Raw genomic sequence first — 18623 nt, 5'->3', positions numbered from 1 at the left:
GGCGGGCGTTTGGTCAACGTGACGACGACTAGCGCGTGTCTGATTTCCATATGATTACGAAATCAGGCAATAATCGGGCGATGACTGAACCACGCCCCGTTTCGCACAATTTTATTCGTCTGTCTCCTGAAAGCAACGCCCCCGGGGCCTTTCCCGGGGACTTTTACTGCTTTTATTACTGCAGAAGCGGTGACCAGGCGGGGTCTGAAGCGTCTGTTTGAGTTTTCAGGCGCTGTTCGTTGCGTCCCGAAAGGTCAACCGACCAGAGCTGCGGGCCGGCACCGGGGCGTGATTCGCGGAAATACACGATCACACGGCCGTTTGGCGACCAGTCCGGACCCTCGTCCAGGTAGGCTTCGGTGAGCAGGCGCTCGCCTTTTCCGTCCACACCGATCACGCCGATATAGAACTTGCCGCCCGATTGTTTCGTGAAGGCAACAAGGTCACCGCGCGGGCTCCAGACGGGGGTGGAATAGCTGCCCTTGCCGAAGGTGATGCGGCAGGCGGCATCACGGCCGCCCGACGGACAGGTGCGCGGGCTGCCATCGGCATTCATTATATATAGCTGCGGGCTGCCGCCACGGTCGGACGTGAACACGATCGCATCGCCGTCCGGTGACATGGAGGGCGAGGTATCAATCGCCGGGTGATCCGTCAGGCGGCGCGATTCCCGCGTACGGAGGTTCATTATATATATGTCCGAATTGCCGCGCTGGGCCTGCGTCAGCAGCACGCTCTGGCCATCGCGCGAGAAACGGGGCGCAAAGGTCATGCCCGGGAAATTGCCGAGCAGTTCCTGGCGGCCGGTCTCGATATTGAAGAGATAGACGCGCGGCTTGCCACCCTCATAGGACATGTAGGTGATTTCCTGCGCCGACGGCGAGAAGCGCGGTGTCAGCACCGTGTTGCGACCGGGCGTCAGGTATTGCTGGTTGGCGCCGTCACTATCCATGATGGCGAGGCGCTTGACGCGCTCCAGTTTCGGGCCGGTCTCGGCGATGTAAACGATGCGCGTATCGAAATACGGGTCTTCACCGGTCAGGCGCGTATAGATGGAGTCGGCAATCTTGTGCGCGATGCGGCGCCAGTTGTCCGGTGTCGTCGTCAGGCGGCGACCCGGCTGGCCATTGATACGCATCACTTCACCGGCATAGACGTCCCAGAGGCGGAAAGAGACGGCGATCTTGCCATCCGGAAGCTCCTCATACTGTCCGACCACGAGGCCGTCGGTATTGATGATCTTCCAGTCGGCAAAGCGCGGCTGCACGTCCAGCGACAGATCCTTCTGGATGAAGGAGGCCGGGTTCTGCATCTCGAACAGGCCGGTCGAGGTCAGGTCGGCGCGCACGACGTCGCTGATCTGCCTGGCCAGTTCGGCATTGGTGCCGGATATCTGGAAATCAGGAATCGCCAGCGGCGTGGGGGTGAAGTTGCCGTCGGTCACACGGACCTGAAGCTGCGCCGCAGAGGGAAGCGCGAAACTTGTGGCGAACAGGAACGCTGTCGCCAGCGCCATCAGGATACGTTTCATTCGTTTGCCTCCTAGAATTATGGGATGGGCCGTCAATTTTCAGGCCCGATTGTCACGTCGATTTCTTTCCACTGGTCGTAATCATCGGCCGGCAGCTTGTACGGGGCGCACTTGCGCACGGCCCTCAGCGCCAGGTCAACGGGGATACCGGCCCGCCCGATGGGGCGGGACTTGGGCGTTACCAGATCGGCCGGTTCCGCCAGTGAACCGTCGCGCGCCAGCACCAGCCGCACCACGACATTGATCTGGTCTTCCTTCGGCAGGTCGTCGACACCATTCCAGCAATAGCCGATCTGGCGGCGTACGGCAGCCTGAAGCGAAGCCGTGTTGCCCGTCCGGTCGCCTGCACCCTTGCGGGGCTGCTGGGCATCGGCCAGTACCGGCTTCTCGATCCGGGGCGGCTCCTGCGCCGGCGGGGCCTTGCGCTCGTTCTGCGCCTTGGTCTTCAGCACGTCCTCGAAATCATTGAGGAAGTCGAGGTCGTCGGTCTCTGACTTGGGCTTTGTCTTCTGGACCAGCTTCTCTTCCTTTTTAGGCTCGGGCTTTTTCTTTTCCGGCTCCTTTACGGGCTCCGGTTCAGGCTCGGGCTCGGCCTTCTCATCTTCCACAACGAGGTCATCCTCGCTCGGTTCCTCAGCGCGTGTGTCATTGGCATCCACTTCGTCGGCCGTCAGGTCCGGCTGATCGTCCGGGGTCGCCTCTTCCTCCGGCGCCTCTTCAGGCACCGGCTCGGCCTCTTCCTGCACTTCGGCCTTCGGAATGGCGGACACATTGGTCACGAGGCCAATGTCGAGAAACTCGATCGGCACGTCGATGGCGGCCGCACATTCCGGCAGGCGCATCAGGATATCGACCGGTCCAAGGCCCGGTTCATCCCGCTTCAGCTTCTCGATGGCCTTGTCACACTCGGTTTTCTGCGTCGGCCACGACATCACGGCCAGCGCGATAACGCTCGCGTGGAGAAGGGCCGAAAGGGTGAAACCGCGCATCATTTGTGTGAAAAGGTCCCGCTATTTCTTCTGTTCGGTCACGAAGGCGAGCCGCGTATAACCGGCTGCGCGCACTTCGGACGTCACTTCCATGATCCGGCCATAGGGCACGGCCGCATCGGCGCGCAGGTACATCTGCTGCTCATAGCCCTCGCCGATAATCGCCGCGAGCTTGGCGCCGAGTTCCTCGACGCTCACTTCCGTGTTCTGAACATAGATCGTGCCGTCGGCCTTGACGGTGATCGCCAGCGGCGCGTCATTCGGCTCGGTCTTGATCGGGCCCGACCGCGTCTTCGGCAGGGCCACATCTTCGCCGCGCACCAGAAGGGGCGCCGTGATCATGAACACGATCAGCAGAACCAGCATGACGTCAACGAAGGGCGTGACGTTGATTTCGGCGTTCAGCGAGCGACGTCCGCGACGTCCGCCCTTGCCGCCTGATCCGAGGATCATCCCCATGGCTTAGTCCCTCCCGGGGTCAGAGGCGCGGCGCGACAGGCGCACGAGCACATCCTGCGAGAACGTGTCGAGCTGGTCACCGAAACTGGTGAGGTCGCCCGTGAACTTGTTGTAGAAAATGACCGCCGGAATGGCCGCAACGAGGCCCATGCCGGTCGCAAACAGGGCTTCCGCGATCGGGCCCGCCACCGTACCGAGGCTCGTGTCCTGTTGGGCGGCGATGTTGAGGAAGGCGTTCATGATGCCCCAGACCGTGCCGAAGAGGCCGATGAAGGGCGAGGCAGACCCGATGGTTGCCAGCACGCCCAGCCCCTTGCCGGCCTTGCCGATCTCGCGATCGACCGTCGCCCGCATCGAGCGCTCTGCCCGGCTGACCAGTGCAGCCGCTTCAGCCGGCGCCGGCATGCCGCGCTTGGCGTCGGACCATTCACGGGCGGCCGAAGCGAAGACGCGGCCGGCCGCGTCGCTGCCGACCTGGCCGGGCCGCATGTCGAAATCTTCCGTACGCCCGCCCCAGAAAGCGGCCTCGAACTGCCGCGCCTTGCGGCGTGCGCCGCCCAGCGAGAACAGCTTCTCGACAATCACCATCCAGGACCAGATCGAGGCACCGAGAAGGAAAAGGAGCACGAGCTTGACCACGGGGTCGGCGTCAAACACGAGAGAAAGCAGCGAGAAGTCAGTATTGCTGGCCGCCGTGCCAATCGCTTCGGATTCCATGAGATGTCCTGCTCCTTGAAGTCTGCGTGCGGGAGGCGCACTGCATATGAGTCTGTGCCGATGGCGCGAGGCCTCGGCGTCTGCCCCTGTTTCACCACCAAATCTGGCGGAAACACGGCAGGGGCACCGTTTTCCGCAGTTGGTTAACCGCTAGGGGCATTTGGTTAAGCTTTCGTGCTGATGACATGCTTCGCTGCACTGCAGCAACCCCTGCGAATTGTATCTAGAGGAGCGGGGCGGCCAGACGCAGGACATTCTCCTGAAGTCGCCGGAATCGCGGCCGGGCTGTCCACTCTTCGAGCGTCAGGGGTGTGCAATTGGCCAGATAGCGCGCGCGCAGGGCGTCCATGTCCCGGTTCAGCCCCCGATCATAGGCGATCAGGGTCAGCTCAAGGTTCAGGTAGAAACTGCGCGTATCCATGTTCACCGTGCCGACCATGGAGACCGTGTCGTCAATCAGCACGCACTTCGTGTGCAGCAGGCCGTCCTGATAGCGCATGATCGTGATGTTCTCACGCAGCAGCTCGGAGAAGACCGACTCGCTGGCATATTGCGCCATGCGGGAATCAATGCGCTCCGGCACGATGATATCCACGGCCACGCCGCGTTTCTGCGCCGCCTTCAGCGCCAGCGTCAGCGTCTCGTCCGGGATGAAATAGGGCGTGATGATCGAGACACGCTTGCGCGCCGCGAAGATGGCCGAGACGACCCATTCATGGATCAGCGAGTCATGGATTTCCGGGCCTGAGGGCAAGAGCTGCAGCGCCACATTGCCCGGCGCGGTCTCGCGCGGATGGTCGGTCGGCAGGTCGCGCAGGGCCTTGCGGTCAATATCGAGCCCGACCGTGTCGAAAATGTAATCGGCGTTGAACACGACACCGAGGGAATCCACGATATGGCCTTCGAGCCGGAACATGATGTCGACCCATTCACCGACCGCCTTGTTTTGCTTGAACAGGCGCGGGTCGACCAGGTTGAAGCTGCCGACATAGCCAATCGTCTGGTCGATCGCGATCAGCTTGCGGTGATTGCGCAGGTCCGTGCGCTGGGAGAGGGACTTGATCAGGCCGACGGGGAGCGACGCCTCGACATCCACCCCCGCCTGCCTCAGCCGTTGCAGCCAGCTCGACCGGAAGAGTGCCTTGCTGCCGAAATGATCGGCCAGAAGGTTGCAGTCGACCCCGCGCTTCGAGGCGCGGACAAGCGCCTCCATCACGGCCGTCACCCGACCCTCGGGCTCGACGATATAGAATTCGAGATAGCAGGTGTTCGTGGCCGCATCGATATCGGCCACCAGCCGGTCGAGGATCTCGCCGGCATCTTCGAGCATCTCGACGCGGTTATTGTGTGTCACATGGAAACCGGAATCGGCGCCGATGCTCTGGCTCATGGCGCGGAATGCATCTGACACATCCAGGGCATCGGCGGCGGCGCCGTCGTCATCAATGCCATAGCGCTTCTGGTAAAAATTGCGCACCCAGGCGCTCTGATGCAGCCGTTTGCGGCCCATCCTGTGGTCACCGAACAGAAAATAGAAAAAGATGCCTATATATGGAATGGCAAACAGGATGATGATCCATCCCAGCGTCGTGCTGACGGCCAGCTTGCGGTATAGCAGGCGGAATGTGAGCGCCAACGCGATCACGATATGGAGCGCAAAGACCAATGAACTTGGCAGCAAGGCCGTCCCCTTCAGTTTCTAGCGCCCAACGCCGCATGGAACCGCGTGTTCCAGACTGCATATCAAGGCCATGACACAGACACTCCGGATCCTGACATGGAATATTCAGGCGGCCATCGGCACCGCCCGGTATTCCCATTACCTCACACGCGCGCATCATCAGGTGTTCAATACCAGTGCCAAGCAATCCACGCTGGAAAAAATTGCCGAAATCGTGTCCGAGCATGATGTCGTCTGCCTGCAGGAGGTCGATCTGGGGGGCCGGCGGTCGGGCTTTACCTGCCAGGCCGAGCGGATTGCCATGCTGTCCGGCCACAATCATGTCGCCAAGCAGCAGAACCGCACCATTCCCGGCATCTCGCTGCACGGAAATGCCATCCTCAGTCGGTACGAACTGTCTCATATACATGATTTCAAGCTGCCGGGCCGGGTGAAGGGGCGCGGCTGCCTGATCGCCAATGTGCAGGTGGGACGGGGGATTTCGGTCGCCAACCTGCACCTGAGCCTCGGCCGCAATGACCAGGCCATGCAGCTGGAAGCCATTGGCCAGCACCTGCCCCACAAGAAAGCCTTTCTGGTCGTCGGAGACTTCAACTGTACGAACAGTTCCACTCAGCTGGAGAGCTTCGCCGGGACCGTCGGGGCGAAAATTGCCGATCAGCCGACCATGCCGACCTATCCGTCCTGGCGCCCCAGCCGCGATCTCGATCACATCATCTATTCCGACGCGGTCCGGCTCGACGAGCGGCGCAGCCTGCCCCTCCAGCTCTCGGACCACCTGCCGCTGTCGGCTGAAATCAGCTTCTAGATTCTCCCAAATAAAATGCGGGGCTCCTTCCGGAGCCCCGCACATTGGTATCGTCGGCTGACCGCCCCTAGTCGAGCGAGTCGATCTCGTCCTTCGCCGCATTCAGGATTTCGACGATCCGCCGTTGGCGCGCCTCATTGGCCATATTGTGGCGCACGGTCTTGATGATGGCGTGGCGGAGGCGGTGCATCGCGGTACGCACGTCCGTCGGATCGACATCCGCCTCGGCGCGCAAGAGGTCTGCCAGCCGTTCATGGATGGCTGAGACCGTTGCGGCCTCGCGCTCCAGTTCGGCCTTGCCTTCATCCGTAATGTGGAAGGTCTTCTTGCCGTCCTCCGTGCGCACCTCGGCAAGGCCGAGGTCCTGGATGATTTCCAGCGCCGGATAGATCACGCCGGGGCTCGGCTTGTAGGTGCCGCCGGTGCGCGTCTCGATTTCCTGGATCAGGTCATAGCCATGGCGCGGCGTCTCATTGATAAGGCTGAGGATCAGCAGGCGCAGGTCGCCATGCCCCAGCGGGCGTCCGCCGCGACGCCCCATTCCGCCCCGGCCGTGGCCGTGCCGGCCGCCCATGGCCATTTTCATATGCCAGCGTGCGTGCCGGCCGTGTCTGTGATGTCCGTACATGTTCTCTCCTCTGTCCCGGCGCCTGTGGCTGCCAAAGATGTCGTCATTGTCCAAAAGCTCGCCTGACAGAACCATTCTGTCTTCGGGGTCTGTGTTGCTCATCGATACTCCTTTTAGATATATCGAAATCAAAAATAGTTTTCGATATATCTAAATGCAAGTGCCAGACGCAAAAAATCAGATGCCGCAAAGCCTGCGACATTCAAAACCTGACAATAAAGCAAATGATTACAGCGCTATGGACGCCAGACAAATGCGTCCAGATAGTCCGCCACTTCGCGGATCGGCCGCCGCAGACGCCCGTCGGCATGAATCATGACGGCCGTGATCTCGGCTTCCGCGATGATCTGGCCGTCGCGCAGACAGGCCTGTTCAAAGCGGATTCGCGGCCCGTCCATGCCCAGGTAACGCGTCCTGATATGCAGCAGGTCGTCCACCTTGGCTGGCCGCTTGTAGGCCACGTTCACATTGGTCAGCGTGAAGGCAGCAGGGTCCGGCCGGTCGAGCAGTGACTGGTGCGAGATGCCCGCATCGCGCAGATGATCCGACCGCCCGCGCTCGAAGAAGCGCAGGTAATTGGCGTGGTAGACCATGCCGGTGAAATCGGTGTCTTCGTAATAGACGCGCACACTGATCCAGTGCTGGCGCTCCGCATCGAAATTCTTGTCGTCGAGAACAGGCAGGGTCATGCCATTCGCGTTAGCAGATCATCCCTGATCGGTCATCACCAATGGGTCGGTCTTGTAGCCCAGCGCTTCGGCGCGCGCCTTGATGCGCGCCAGCGTGTCGCCATCCAGCGCTTTGTCGCGGGCGAGGATCCAGAGGTACTTTCCGCTCGGGTCTCCGACCAGCACGGCCGAATAGTTCGGCTCGAGATGCAGGATCCAGTAATCGCCCCAGGCGAACGGCACCCATGACGGCGCGAACTTGACCTTCAGCCGCGCATTGCCCGAGCCTTCAACGACCCGCGCGACGCCTTCGGCCACTTTCACTTTCCCGTCCGGGCTGCCCTTGTGGCACGTATTGGTGACGCTGATGCGGCCATCCTCGCGCCGGGCATATTCCGCCGTGACACCGGCGCAATCCTTCTCGAAACTGTTGGGATAACGCGCAATCTCGTACCAGAGGCCGGCATACTTATCCAAGTCGACATTCGGCACGGTCGGCGGCGCGGTTTCCTGCGCGCGATAGTCCGGCTGGCTGATACAGGCGCTCAGGACGAGGCTGGCGAGTGAGGCGGTGAGCAAATGCTTGATCATGAATTGGGTCTCCTGCGCCGTATACGCAGTCATGAGGCATTCGGTTGCAAGCCTGACTGGCCAGCGGCTGCCTGACGTGCAAAGCAGGACACATCCTGCCGGAGACCCATATGACGCAACCCTCAGACCCCGGCCTGACCCCCATCCTGCGCGGCCTGCGCGGTCGCTGCCCGGCCTGCGGCAAGGGGCGTCTCTTCTCGGGCTATTTGCGGCAGGAACCAACCTGTTCCCATTGCGGCGAACCGACAGGCCTGATCCGGGCAGAGGACGGTCCTCCCTGGCTGACCGTGCTGATCCTCGGGCCCCTGCTGGCCCCGCTCTCGTTCATTGTGTCGATGAAATCGCCCGCCCCGCTCTGGATCAGCCTCCTGGCGCTTGGTGCGTTCGCGATTGGCGCCGTCCTCTTCCTGCTGCCGCCTATCAAGGGCGGCTTCATCGGCCTGCTCTGGCGCATGCAGCTGATGGGAACGGACTGACTATTTCTCCCCGAACAGGCCGGACTGGACACCGCCCGGCACGGGCAGGCCGAGCCGCTCATAGGCCAGCGGCGCCGCCGTGCGTCCGCGCGGCGTGCGCGCGACATAGCCTTTCTGCATGAGGTAAGGCTCGATCACGTCTTCCACGGCATCCCGCGCCTCTGACAGCGCCGCCGCCAGCGTCTCGACGCCCACGGGGCCGCCCGCATAGGTCTTCACCAGCGCATGCAGATAGCGACGGTCGAGCGCATCGAGGCCATCAGAGTCGATCTCGAGCCGCTTCAGCGCGCGGCCCGCCGCGGCGGAATCGATCTTCGCGCCCTCGGCTTCGGCAAAGTCACGCACGCGTCGCAGGAGCCGCAGCGCGATGCGCGGCGTGCCCCGCGCCCGGCTGGCAATTTCGACCGCGCCATCTTCGGTAATCGCCGCGCCCAGCTTGCGCGCCGCCGCCATGACGATGCGCGCCAGCTCTTCCGGCTCGTAGAATTCGAGCCTCAGCGGAATGCCGAACCGGTCGCGCAGCGGCGTTGCCAGGAGGCCTGCCCGCGTCGTCGCGCCGACCAAGGTGAAGGGTGACAGGTCCAGCCGTACCGAGCGCGCCGAAGGCCCCTCCCCGATCACGATATCGAGGGCATAGTCCTCCATCGCCGGGTAGAGGATCTCCTCCACGATAGCCGGCAGGCGGTGGATCTCGTCAATGAAGAGAACATCGTTCGGCTCAAGATTGGTGAGGATCGCGGCGAGGTCGCCCGCCTTGGCGATCACCGGGCCTGATGTCGCCCGGAAACCGACGCCCATTTCCCGCGCCAGGATCTGCGCCAGCGTTGTCTTGCCGAGGCCCGGCGGGCCGAACAGCAGCACATGGTCCAGCGCCTCGCTGCGCCCGCGCGCGGCGTCGACATAGACTTTCAGGTTCGACTTGGCTTTGCGCTGGCCGACATAATCGTCGAACGTCTGCGGACGCAGCGCGCGGTCCAGCGCGTCGCCGCCCTGCGCATTGGGATCGGAGAGTTCGCCCTCTCGGCTCATGCCGGCTCCCCGCTCCCGAACTCGCGCACAAGCGTCTTCAGCGTCAGCTGCGAGATCGGCACGTCTTCCAGACGATCGCCATTCTTCAGCCAGATCGTCATCGTCTCTTCGCCCCGTGCGGCGAGAATGTCCGTCAGGTTGACGAGGATGGAGCCGGACCCCTGCACATCGCGGTTGATGACGCCCATGGAATTGCGCCCGCTGCGCGATGTCTCGATCATGACATTGTCGATCTCGCGTGTACCGACGGGCTTTTCCGGGTGATCGGCAATGAAGAACAGTTCCTGCTCGGGAACGTGATAGGTCTTGCGGTTCTGGATGTATCTCATCGCGACAGTTCCTTCAGCGCCGCCTTTACCAGCGGGCCGACCTCCTTGTCATCCGTGGTGGAAGCTGCTGCGGCAACTGCACGGGCGGCATCGCCTTGCGTGTAGCCGAGATTGACCAGCGCCGAGATGGCCTCGGACCGCGGGCCTGTTGTGGCGGCTGCAGCTGGCGCCGTTGCCATGCCCGCGGCGCTTGCCGCGTCGAAGCGCCCGAACCGGCCCATGGGTGGCGCCTTGCCGGAGAGATCGAGCACGATCCGCTCGGCGAGTTTCTTGCCGACGCCCTTGGCGCGCTCCAGCACGCGAGCGTCGCCGAGGGCGATGGCATCCATCAGTTCGGCAGGCGTCAGCGCGTCAAGAATGGCCATTGCGGCCTTACCCGCCACCCCATGCACGTCCTGCAAGCGGACAAACCATGCCCGTTCCTCGTCCGTTCCGAAGGCATAGAGCGTGATCGCCGCTTCCGTCACCTTGGTCTCGACATGCAGGACGGCCGTCTCGCCCGCATGCACCCGCGCCAAGAGGCGCGTGCCCGCCTGGCAGACATAGCCGACGCCGTTCACGTCGATCAGCACATGATCCAAGCCCATGGCCGCAATCGTTCCGGTGAGACGGCCGATAATCATAGATCAGCGCTCCCCGCGCCCGTCCTTCGACTTAGCTCAGGATGAGCGTTCATATCAGGCTCACCCTGAGCGAAGTCGAAGGGCGAGCCGGGCGATGCAAACTTCACGGTCATGCTGCGCCCCGCTTCATCTCCAAAGGCATATGGTGGGCGGCGCAGATGGCGCAGGCGAGCGCATCGGCGGCGTCTTCCTTCATCTCGCCTGCGCGGGGCAAGAGGCGTTTGACCATGAACATGACCTGCGTCTTGTCGGCCGTGCCCGTGCCGACCACGGAAAGCTTGATCTTGCGCGGGGCAAACTCGGCCACGCTGATGCCCGCCATGGCCAGCGCCGCCATGGCCGCGCCGCGCGCCTGGCCCAGTTTCAGGGCCGAACGGGGGTTGGCGTTGACGATGGTTTCCTCAACGCCGGAGGCATGCGGCGCGTGATGGCGCGCCAGTTCGCCCACCGCCTCGAAGATGCCGCCGAGCCGCTCCGACATGGGCAGGTTCGGATCAACCGAGATGATGCCGTGGGCCACGTGCTGCAGCCGGGCGCCGGTCTGCTCGATCACGCCCCAGCCAGTATGGCGAAGGCCCGGATCAATCCCGAGGATACGAATCGTCGCTGTCATGGCGCCTACCCTATCAGGCAGCGAGGTTAATGACAGCTTGCATTTTCCCCATTTGTTCCTGCTTCAGCACAAAAACGGCCGCGCCTTTGGTGAGACACGGCCGCAAATGGCATGACGGGAAAGCCTATTCCTCGAAGCGTGGCAGCAGGACGGTGTCGATCACGTGGATGACGCCATTGGAGGCTTCGATATCGCCCATCTTCACGGTGGCCGTGTTGACCATCAGGTTATCGCCGGTGCCATCGACCAGCATGTCCTTGTTGTTCAAGGACGCCAGCGGCTCGGACTTGCCGGCGAGGTCGGACGAGCTGAGCTTGCCGGGGACGACATGATAGCTGAGCACGGTGACCAGCTTGTCCTTGTTTTCCGGCTTCATCAGGTCTTCCAGCATGGCCGGGTCCATCGCCGCGAAGGCCTCGTTCGTGGGCGCAAAGATTGTATAGGTGCCGGGGCCAGAGAGGGTGTCGGTCAGGTCAGCCGCGCCAATGGCGGCGACAAGGGTCGAGAAATCAGGGCTGGAGCCCAGCACATCGACCAGCGTTGGCAGGGCCACCGGCTCAACCGGGGTTGCTTCTGTCTCGCCTGGCATTGTCTCGACCGTTTCGGCGGGCGTCGCTGCAGGCGTTTCGGTGACGGTTTCGGTCTTGTCGGAACAGGCCACCAGGAAAAGCGCGCTGGCAGCAATCGTCGTCAGGAGCAGGGTCTTCATGGGTGTATCCTCAAGTCAGGACGCGCGCGGTGGTTCAGGAAATCGCGCTGTCAAATGGGTCCGCTTCGCTTATCCGAGCGGCTGAGGGTAAAACGCGAGGATGGCAGGATTGGTTCCGGCCGGGCGGTCAGCTCATCCATTTCAGCACGCGTGGCTCTATGGGGTTGGCGAAGTCGCGGCCCTCGGAGCGGGCCTCGACCCATTCGCGCTTGAGGCGCTGGTACCATTTGGCCTGCACGTCGATATCGTCGATCCAGAGCATCGCCTTCTGGTGCGCCATGCCCTGATTCTGCAGGTCGACCATGTCGCCATCCTGGCGCAGGAACTTGCGGCCTGCCGGTTTGGCGATGGGCACCGCGAGGCGCAAGAGCGGCGCGCCTGTCCACCAGGTGAACTGGGTGATCCGTGTGCGTTTGGGGCCTTCCGGCGTCAGGCAGGTGAGCGTCAGCAGGCGGGCGGTTTCGTTCGAGACGATCTCCCAGCGAAAGCCGGGCAGCTGGAAGATGATCTCGGTTTCGACATTGCCGCCGAACACCCAGCGATAGAGCAGCGAGTTGGACGAGGGCCGGTGGCGGTCAATCGCCCAGCCGCGCAGCGCAGGCACGAACTGTTTCTCTTTCAGCTTCAGGCCAACCGACGGCGGGCGCCACCACCATTGATTATGCACGAAGGGCACATGCGCAGGGTCCATCAGGCCGACGACGGCATCGTCCATGTGGGCATTGAACACGTCATGGATGACAAAGCCGGGCTTGTCCGGCAGCGGACCGAAATCCGGCGGCGGCACGGCGGGCGGCGCGTCAACGCGCGGGTTATGGGCGATATAGATGAAGACCGCGCCATTGGCCTCGTGCACCGGATAGCGGCGCACTTTCACTTTTGAAGGATCGTAGGTGCTGTCGTCGGTGAGGCTCGGCATCAGCTTGCAGCCGCCATCCGTGCCGAAGCGCCAGCCATGATAGGGGCATTGCAGCGTCCACTCGCCATCGGTCTCCAGCTGCTTGCCCGCCGAGAGCGGCACCAGCCGGTGCGGGCAGATATCGCGCAGCGCAAAGGCCTCGCCTGCGGGCGTGCGGCCCACGACAACCGGTTCGCCCAGCATCATGATGCGGTGCTGCTTGCCCGGCTTCAGCTCAGACGAGGGCGCGGCGAGATACCAGCAATCGGTGAGATAGCCGTCATCCGTGATGCCGAGGCGTGGAGCCGGAGAGGTCTGGGTGTCTGCCATGGGCCCTTATTGCGCTGGTGTGACCGTGACGTCCATGCGCCAGGTGCCGATCGTTTCACCGGCCTCCCAGGGCCGGTGATTGAGCATATTGATCGTCGCCTTGCCCGGCGCGGTCGCCTTCAGGTCAAACGCCATGAAATGGTTGCCGCCGGTAAAGCCTTCCTGGTTCTGGACTTCCGGATGGGTCGGGCGGGTGTTCTCGGCCACAAGGTCAAGGAAATCGGGCTTGTCCACGATCTCCCAGACATAGCCGGCCGTGGGAATGGTTTCGAGCTCGATGCGCAGGGTCTGACCGACCTGCATCGCCACGGCGCTGCCATCCTGTTCGACACCCGCATAGAGCATGCCATCGGCCATTTCGGTCACCGGCTGGGCCGGGAGCCGGGCACAGGCGCCCAGCACGCTGCCCGCAAGGGCAAGCACGAATAGGGGGCGCAGCAGCATGTGATCTCCTCCGGCATGCATTGTCCTTAGCAGGCATAGCGCACCGCGCCATTACGTCCAATTCCGTATCAGTTCCGGATCGCGCCCTCGAAGGTCACCGAGGCGCCGCCTTCGCGGAAGTATTCGGCCCAGAATTCCCGCAGGCGCGCGTCCAGTTCCGGCTCAAGCGGCGGACGGCCGGGATTGTGCGAGCGGCCAAAGCCGACAATGCGGACATCGGCGCCGCGCACGGCGGGCAGGTAATTGAACTTCTCGGCCACTTTCAGGGCGGCGTCCGGCGCCATTGAGCGGAACTCGGTCCACGGCACGGCCTGACTGTTCTCCAGCATGTCGGAGAAAATGTAGACATGGGTGAAGGGCTGGTCGCCGGGCGGCGCCTGCGTCCATTGCGCGATGGTCGACATGATCGCCGAATGATCGGCGGAGGACGAGCCTTGTACGGCGGGGCGCAATGTCTGCGCGAGGCTGCCCATGAACTGGCGTTCGTCGGCCAGCGCCTTCATGCTGCTGCAGCCGCCCATCATGGAATCGAGGGCGCCCTGCCCGTCCGGGCAGCCGGGCTTGCAGGCATTAATCAGGCGGGCCGACTGGGTGTAATGCTCGCCGATCGTTGCCAGCACGATGCGGTCTCCGGGCCCAAGCTGGTCGACCACCGTGCCGATGCTCTCGGAAATCACCGCGCGGTCTGTGTCGTCATAGGGCGTCGTCTGGTCGATCAGGAACAGGGAGGATGTCTTGCCGAAGGCGCAATAGCCAGCGGCCTGCGCGCCCGGCTCGCTGCCGGACGAGCCGGAGCAGCCCGCAAGGACAAGCGCAACTGCCAGCAACACCCGCCGCATTCAGGCGCCGAGCCTGCGCATCTGGTTGGCAAAGCGGCGCTTCTCGACGGCTTCCTCGTCAGCGCGCTTGGCCTGCATCCGGGCGGCCTGCTTCTCCAGCTTGTGCTTCTTGCGATCGACGCGTTCGAAATCGGGATGCGGGTCATGGCAGAAATAGGCGGCCGAGACACCGACAGCGACAACCGCGAGGTTGATCAGCAGGAAGATCCAGCCATCAAGGCCCAGTCCGCCCTTGAGCGCCATGATCGCCGCGCCGCCATATTGCTGGTTCTCGAGGGCCTGCCCGAAGCCCATTTCCGGCTGCGTGATGAAGGCCAGATAGCCCTGCCGCAGGATCGACACGCCATAGGCCAGCGCCACGATCAGCAGCACGACGGCCGCGATCTGCAGCACCTCGCCCCACCAGTTCTTGCGCTTCTTGTTATAGCCGAACCGGCACATCATCATGCCCAGCCTGTGGGCCAGCGTGACCAGCAGGCCGCCGACAAGGAACGAGACAAGCAGGGCGACTGCCGGGCTCTCCTGAAAGAACAGCTCGAAGCTGAACCGGTTGATCGGCACTTCGGCGACGGCGAGCGCCACCATGAAGGGCCAGTAGAACCAGGGCGAGGAATAGCGCGGCTGGCGCTCTTCGCTGGCCTGGATATCGTCCCAGATCTCGTTTGTGTGGTGCAGCTGGTCGCGCAGCGTGGTCTGACGCGGGCTCCAGCGGGTGTCGACGGCCTCCATGCGGCGCGCGAACTGGCGCTCAAGGATCTGTGCCTGCTCGCTCGACGTGGGCGGCATGGCCGGCGGCTGGCCTTCGTCAGGAATCTGGGTGGCTTTCAGCTCAGCCTGTCCAGGGACAACCTGCAGGGAAGACGGTGACCGGCCAGTCGTATCAGTGCTCATTGGACTTAAATCCCACGATTCGCCCCTGTTAACACCTTTGCCCTAATCTGTTTGGGGGATTGATGTGGCAGCTTCAAGGCGAAAAGCCAGTTCCCGCTGCGACCGGGGCGGTCCATGCCCACTTCCCGTGCGGTCCAAGCGCCGCTATATGCGCCAGCATGACCCCACGCGACAAAATCCGTAACTTCTCGATCATCGCCCATATCGACCATGGCAAGTCGACGCTCGCTGACCGCCTGATCCAGGCCTGCGGCGGCCTGACCGACCGTGAAATGAGCGCCCAGGTGCTCGACACGATGGAGATCGAGAAAGAACGCGGCATCACGATCAAGGCCCAGACCGTGCGGCTCGATTACACGGCGAATGACGGCGAGACCTATACGCTGAACCTGATGGACACGCCGGGCCATGTCGACTTTGCCTATGAAGTCAGCCGTTGCCTCGCCGCCTGCGAAGGCTCGCTGCTGATCGTTGACGCCTCTCAGGGCGTCGAGGCGCAGACGCTGGCTAACGTCTATCAGGCCATCGACCAGAACCACGAGATCGTGCCCGTGCTCAACAAGGTCGACCTGCCCGCCGCTGACGTGCAGCGCGTGAAGGACCAAATCGAGGATGTCATCGGCCTTGATGCCTCCGACGCGGTCGAAACCTCGGCCAAGACCGGCCTTGGCATTCCCGACGTGCTGGAAGCCATCGTCAAGCGCCTGCCGCCGCCGCGCGACGGCGATGCCACAAAGCCCCTCAAGGCGGCGCTCGTTGACGCCTATTACGACCCCTATCTCGGTGTCGTCGTCATCGTGCGCATCCATGACGGCGTGCTGAAGCCGAAGCAATCCATCCGTATGATGCGCACCGGCGGCGTCTACGAGATCGACAAGGTCGGCACGTTCAATCCCAAGCTCACCGAAACCGACGCGCTCGGCCCGGGCGAGGTCGGCTATTTCGTCGCCTCGATCAAGGAAGTCGGCGAGACGGCGGTGGGCGACACGATCACCGAAGACAAGCGCCCGTGCGAGAAGGCCCTGCCGGGCTATAAGGAAGTCCAGCCGGTCGTCTTCTGCGGCCTCTTCCCGATGGACGCAGGCGACTTTGACGACCTGCGCGCCGCCATGGGCAAGCTGCGCCTCAATGATGCGAGCTTCACGTGGGAAATGGAAACCAGCGCCGCGCTCGGCATGGGTTTCCGCTGTGGCTTCCTTGGCCTCTTGCACCTCGAAATCATCCAGGAACGCCTCAGCCGCGAGTTCGACCTCGACCTGATCGCGACCGCGCCAAGCGTTGTCTACGAGATCACGATGACCGACGGCACCGAGATCGAGCTGCACAACCCGGCCGACATGCCGGACGTGGTGAAAGTGGCCGAGATCCGCGAACCGTGGATCAATGCGACCATCTACACGCCCGACGAATATCTCGGCGCGATCCTGAAACTCTGTCAGGACCGCCGCGGCGTGCAGAAAGAGCTGTCCTATGTCGGGGGCCGGGCCATGGTGAAATACGAACTGCCGCTCAACGAAGTCGTGTTCGACTTCTATGACCGCCTGAAATCCATCAGCCGCGGCTATGCCAGCTTCGACTACGAGATCGTCGGCCACCGCGCCGAGAACCTCGTGAAGCTGCAGATCCTCGTCAATGAAGAGCCGGTCGACGCGCTCGCCATGCTGGTCCACCGCGACCGGGCCGAAAGTCGGGGCCGCCAGATGTGCGAACGGTTGAAGGACCTGATCCCGCGCCAGATGTTCAAGATCCCGATCCAGGCCGCCATCGGTGGCCGCGTCGTGGCCCGCGAAACCATCTCGGCCATGCGCAAGGACGTGACCGCCAAATGCTATGGCGGCGACGCCACCCGCAAGAAAAAGCTTCTGGAAAAACAGAAGAAGGGCAAGCAGCGCATGCGCCAGTTCGGCAAGGTCGAGATACCGCAGGAAGCCTTTGTGGCTGCCCTGCGGATGGATAACGACTAGTTCCCTCCTCCACCTCCGCATCCCTGGCGAAAGCCGGGGTCTTTCTCCTATTGCCTGAGGTCCCGGCGTTCGCCGGGACTGCGGCGTGAGTGGAACCAGCATACATGACCCCGCCCTTCCCAATCTCCCCGTCCGGGCCTACATGCGGCGCATGACCAACGCCCTCACAATCCTCGGTATTGAATCCTCCTGCGATGAGACGGCGGCGGCGGTCCTGCGTCTTGAGGACGGCAAAGTGACGCTGCTCTCGGACGTGATCCATACGCAGTTGGAAGAGCATGCGCCCTATCAGGGCGTCGTGCCGGAGATTGCGGCGCGGGCGCATGCGGAGATTGCGGACAGGACGGTGGCTGCCGCGATGCGCGAGGCTGGCATCGGCTATGACGCGCTCGACGGCGTGGCAGCGACGTCCGGCCCCGGCCTGATTGGCGGGGTGCTGGTGGGCATGATGACCGGCAAGGCCATCGCGCAGGCGGCGGGCAAGCCCTTCATCGCGGTCAACCATCTGGAAGGCCACGCCCTCAGCCCCCGGCTCGGCGGCGACTGCGCGTTTCCTTACCTGCTGCTGCTCGTCTCCGGCGGGCATTGCCAGTTTCTCGAAGTGCGCGGGCTTGGCCAGTACAAGCGGCTTGGCTCGACCATTGACGATGCCGTGGGCGAAGCGTTCGACAAGACGGCGAAACTGCTGGGTCTCGGCTTTCCGGGCGGGCCAGCGGTGGAGCGGCTTGCGAAGACCGGCAATCCGAAAGCGTTTGATTTCCCCCGCCCGCTGATGAACCGGCCCGGCCTCGACATGAGCTTTGCCGGCCTGAAGACCGCCGTCGCCCGCGCCGCCGCCGAAGCGCCGCTGACGGAGGAACGCCTCGCAGACCTGTGCGCCAGTTTCCAGGCAGCCGTCTGCGATGTGCTGGCCGGCAAGGCGCGCCGGGCACTCGAGGCGTTTGATCCGGGTGAGGGAGAAAGCCTGCGCTTCGTGCTGGCGGGCGGGGTGGCCTCAAACAAGGCGATCCGCACGGCGCTGGAAGCGGAAGCTAAGGCATTTGGCGGGGAGCTGTTCGCGCCGCCGCTGCGGCACTGTACGGACAATGCCGCGATGATCGCCCTTGTCGGGGCCGAGCGGATGGCCGCTGGCGGGATCGAGGGGATCGGGGACCTTGGCGCCGGGGCGAGACCCCGCTGGCCGCTGGATGAAGCGTCGGCGACGCTGGATCCGGCTTATGCCACGGGGCTCAAGGGTGCCAAGGCCTGATCAGGCACCACTATACTGCAAATTCAGCGAGGGCGAACGTTGCGGCCATGATGGCAGCGGCGAACGGGATGGCTGCAAGCAGGGCGTAGAGGGACTGGCGTGCTTCGGTTTTCGAGAGGGTCATTGGATCGCTCATTAAGGTCTTCTGGAAGGCACC

The 18623-nt window shown here is 63.3% G+C and carries 22 protein-coding genes; 4 read left to right on the top strand and 18 right to left on the bottom strand.

The window, feature by feature from the left end; genetic code table 11:
* Positions 1-175 precede the first annotated feature (175 nt).
* From tolB to cls, 5 genes are all read right to left on the bottom strand, one after another.
* Complete coding sequence (gene tolB, locus HY30_RS11130) at positions 176-1531, bottom strand: Tol-Pal system beta propeller repeat protein TolB (RefSeq protein ID WP_034740223.1); 1356 nt, start codon at positions 1529-1531, stop codon at positions 176-178.
* A 32-nt stretch (positions 1532-1563) separates the two neighbouring features.
* On the bottom strand, positions 1564-2523 hold the full coding sequence (locus tag HY30_RS11125; RefSeq protein WP_034740221.1) for a hypothetical protein: 960 nt from the start codon (positions 2521-2523) through the stop codon (positions 1564-1566).
* Positions 2524-2541: 18 nt separating this feature from the next.
* Positions 2542-2979 carry an ExbD/TolR family protein gene (locus HY30_RS11120; RefSeq protein WP_034740220.1) on the bottom strand — a complete coding sequence of 146 codons (438 nt, stop codon included), beginning with the start codon at positions 2977-2979 and terminating at the stop codon, positions 2542-2544.
* Between the two features lie 3 nt (positions 2980-2982).
* Positions 2983-3696 (bottom strand): MotA/TolQ/ExbB proton channel family protein, encoded by a 714-nt coding sequence (locus HY30_RS11115; protein ID WP_034740219.1) that lies wholly within the window; start codon positions 3694-3696, stop codon positions 2983-2985.
* A gap of 223 nt (positions 3697-3919) precedes the next feature.
* Complete coding sequence (gene cls / locus HY30_RS11110; protein WP_034740217.1) at positions 3920-5377, bottom strand: cardiolipin synthase; 1458 nt, start codon at positions 5375-5377, stop codon at positions 3920-3922.
* A gap of 70 nt (positions 5378-5447) precedes the next feature.
* On the opposite strand from cls, the gene HY30_RS11105 reads away from it, so the two are divergent.
* Entirely contained in the window at positions 5448-6185 is a 738-nt protein-coding gene (locus tag HY30_RS11105) for an endonuclease/exonuclease/phosphatase family protein (RefSeq protein ID WP_034740215.1), read from the top strand.
* Positions 6186-6252: 67 nt separating this feature from the next.
* On the opposite strand, the gene HY30_RS11100 is transcribed toward HY30_RS11105, so the two are convergent.
* The 3 genes from HY30_RS11100 to HY30_RS11090 all read right to left on the bottom strand — a co-directional run bounded on the left by HY30_RS11100 (position 6253) and on the right by HY30_RS11090 (position 8072).
* Positions 6253-6915, bottom strand: a complete 663-nt coding sequence (locus HY30_RS11100) for a PadR family transcriptional regulator (protein ID WP_081812194.1) — start codon at positions 6913-6915, stop codon at positions 6253-6255.
* A 134-nt stretch (positions 6916-7049) separates the two neighbouring features.
* Positions 7050-7502 (bottom strand): YbgC/FadM family acyl-CoA thioesterase, encoded by a 453-nt coding sequence (locus HY30_RS11095; protein WP_034740213.1) that lies wholly within the window; start codon positions 7500-7502, stop codon positions 7050-7052.
* Positions 7503-7520: 18 nt separating this feature from the next.
* Positions 7521-8072, bottom strand: coding sequence for a lipocalin family protein (locus HY30_RS11090; protein ID WP_034740211.1), 552 nt, complete (start codon positions 8070-8072; stop codon positions 7521-7523).
* Positions 8073-8182: 110 nt separating this feature from the next.
* On the opposite strand from HY30_RS11090, the gene HY30_RS11085 reads away from it, so the two are divergent.
* Positions 8183-8548 carry a DUF983 domain-containing protein gene (locus HY30_RS11085; RefSeq protein WP_034740208.1) on the top strand — a complete coding sequence of 122 codons (366 nt, stop codon included), beginning with the start codon at positions 8183-8185 and terminating at the stop codon, positions 8546-8548.
* Here HY30_RS11085 and ruvB read toward each other — a convergent pair whose 3' ends face one another.
* From ruvB to HY30_RS11040, 9 genes are all read right to left on the bottom strand, one after another.
* Positions 8549-9577 carry a Holliday junction branch migration DNA helicase RuvB gene (ruvB, locus tag HY30_RS11080; protein ID WP_034740206.1) on the bottom strand — a complete coding sequence of 343 codons (1029 nt, stop codon included), beginning with the start codon at positions 9575-9577 and terminating at the stop codon, positions 8549-8551.
* Positions 9574-9906, bottom strand: coding sequence for a hypothetical protein (locus tag HY30_RS11075; protein WP_034740205.1), 333 nt, complete (start codon positions 9904-9906; stop codon positions 9574-9576). Before HY30_RS11075 ends, ruvB begins: the two co-directional genes overlap by 4 nt.
* Complete coding sequence (ruvA, locus tag HY30_RS11070) at positions 9903-10529, bottom strand: Holliday junction branch migration protein RuvA (protein ID WP_199286283.1); 627 nt, start codon at positions 10527-10529, stop codon at positions 9903-9905. Before ruvA ends, HY30_RS11075 begins: the two co-directional genes overlap by 4 nt.
* 109 nt (positions 10530-10638) lie before the next feature.
* Positions 10639-11142, bottom strand: a complete 504-nt coding sequence (gene ruvC / locus HY30_RS11065; RefSeq protein ID WP_034740203.1) for a crossover junction endodeoxyribonuclease RuvC — start codon at positions 11140-11142, stop codon at positions 10639-10641.
* A 124-nt stretch (positions 11143-11266) separates the two neighbouring features.
* Positions 11267-11851, bottom strand: a complete 585-nt coding sequence (locus HY30_RS11060) for a fasciclin domain-containing protein (RefSeq protein WP_034740201.1) — start codon at positions 11849-11851, stop codon at positions 11267-11269.
* Between the two features lie 127 nt (positions 11852-11978).
* Positions 11979-13079 (bottom strand): aromatic ring-hydroxylating oxygenase subunit alpha, encoded by a 1101-nt coding sequence (locus tag HY30_RS11055; RefSeq protein ID WP_034740200.1) that lies wholly within the window; start codon positions 13077-13079, stop codon positions 11979-11981.
* Between the two features lie 6 nt (positions 13080-13085).
* The gene (locus tag HY30_RS11050) at positions 13086-13523 is read right to left on the bottom strand and encodes a protease inhibitor I42 family protein (RefSeq protein WP_034740198.1); all 438 of its coding nucleotides are present in this window, start codon (positions 13521-13523) and stop codon (positions 13086-13088) included.
* 68 nt (positions 13524-13591) lie between these two features.
* Positions 13592-14362 carry a hypothetical protein gene (locus tag HY30_RS11045; RefSeq protein ID WP_034740196.1) on the bottom strand — a complete coding sequence of 257 codons (771 nt, stop codon included), beginning with the start codon at positions 14360-14362 and terminating at the stop codon, positions 13592-13594.
* Positions 14363-15253 carry a hypothetical protein gene (locus HY30_RS11040; RefSeq protein ID WP_034740194.1) on the bottom strand — a complete coding sequence of 297 codons (891 nt, stop codon included), beginning with the start codon at positions 15251-15253 and terminating at the stop codon, positions 14363-14365. It abuts the gene before it with no gap.
* A 158-nt stretch (positions 15254-15411) separates the two neighbouring features.
* Between HY30_RS11040 and lepA the strand changes: the two genes are divergently transcribed.
* Positions 15412-17217 carry a translation elongation factor 4 gene (gene lepA, locus HY30_RS11035; protein WP_034740191.1) on the top strand — a complete coding sequence of 602 codons (1806 nt, stop codon included), beginning with the start codon at positions 15412-15414 and terminating at the stop codon, positions 17215-17217.
* A 142-nt stretch (positions 17218-17359) separates the two neighbouring features.
* Positions 17360-18466 (top strand): tRNA (adenosine(37)-N6)-threonylcarbamoyltransferase complex transferase subunit TsaD, encoded by a 1107-nt coding sequence (gene tsaD / locus HY30_RS11030; protein WP_155839308.1) that lies wholly within the window; start codon positions 17360-17362, stop codon positions 18464-18466.
* Between the two features lie 10 nt (positions 18467-18476).
* Here tsaD and HY30_RS20590 read toward each other — a convergent pair whose 3' ends face one another.
* Positions 18477-18602, bottom strand: a complete 126-nt coding sequence (locus HY30_RS20590; RefSeq protein WP_277812973.1) for a hypothetical protein — start codon at positions 18600-18602, stop codon at positions 18477-18479.
* Between the last annotated feature and the right edge of the window lie 21 nt (positions 18603-18623).

The organism is Hyphomonas chukchiensis, assembly GCF_000682695.1.
Taxonomy (GTDB): Bacteria; Pseudomonadota; Alphaproteobacteria; order Caulobacterales; family Hyphomonadaceae; genus Hyphomonas; species Hyphomonas chukchiensis.
Note: the sequence above shows the minus strand (reverse complement) of the source record. Positions and strands in the feature narration are given on the sequence as shown.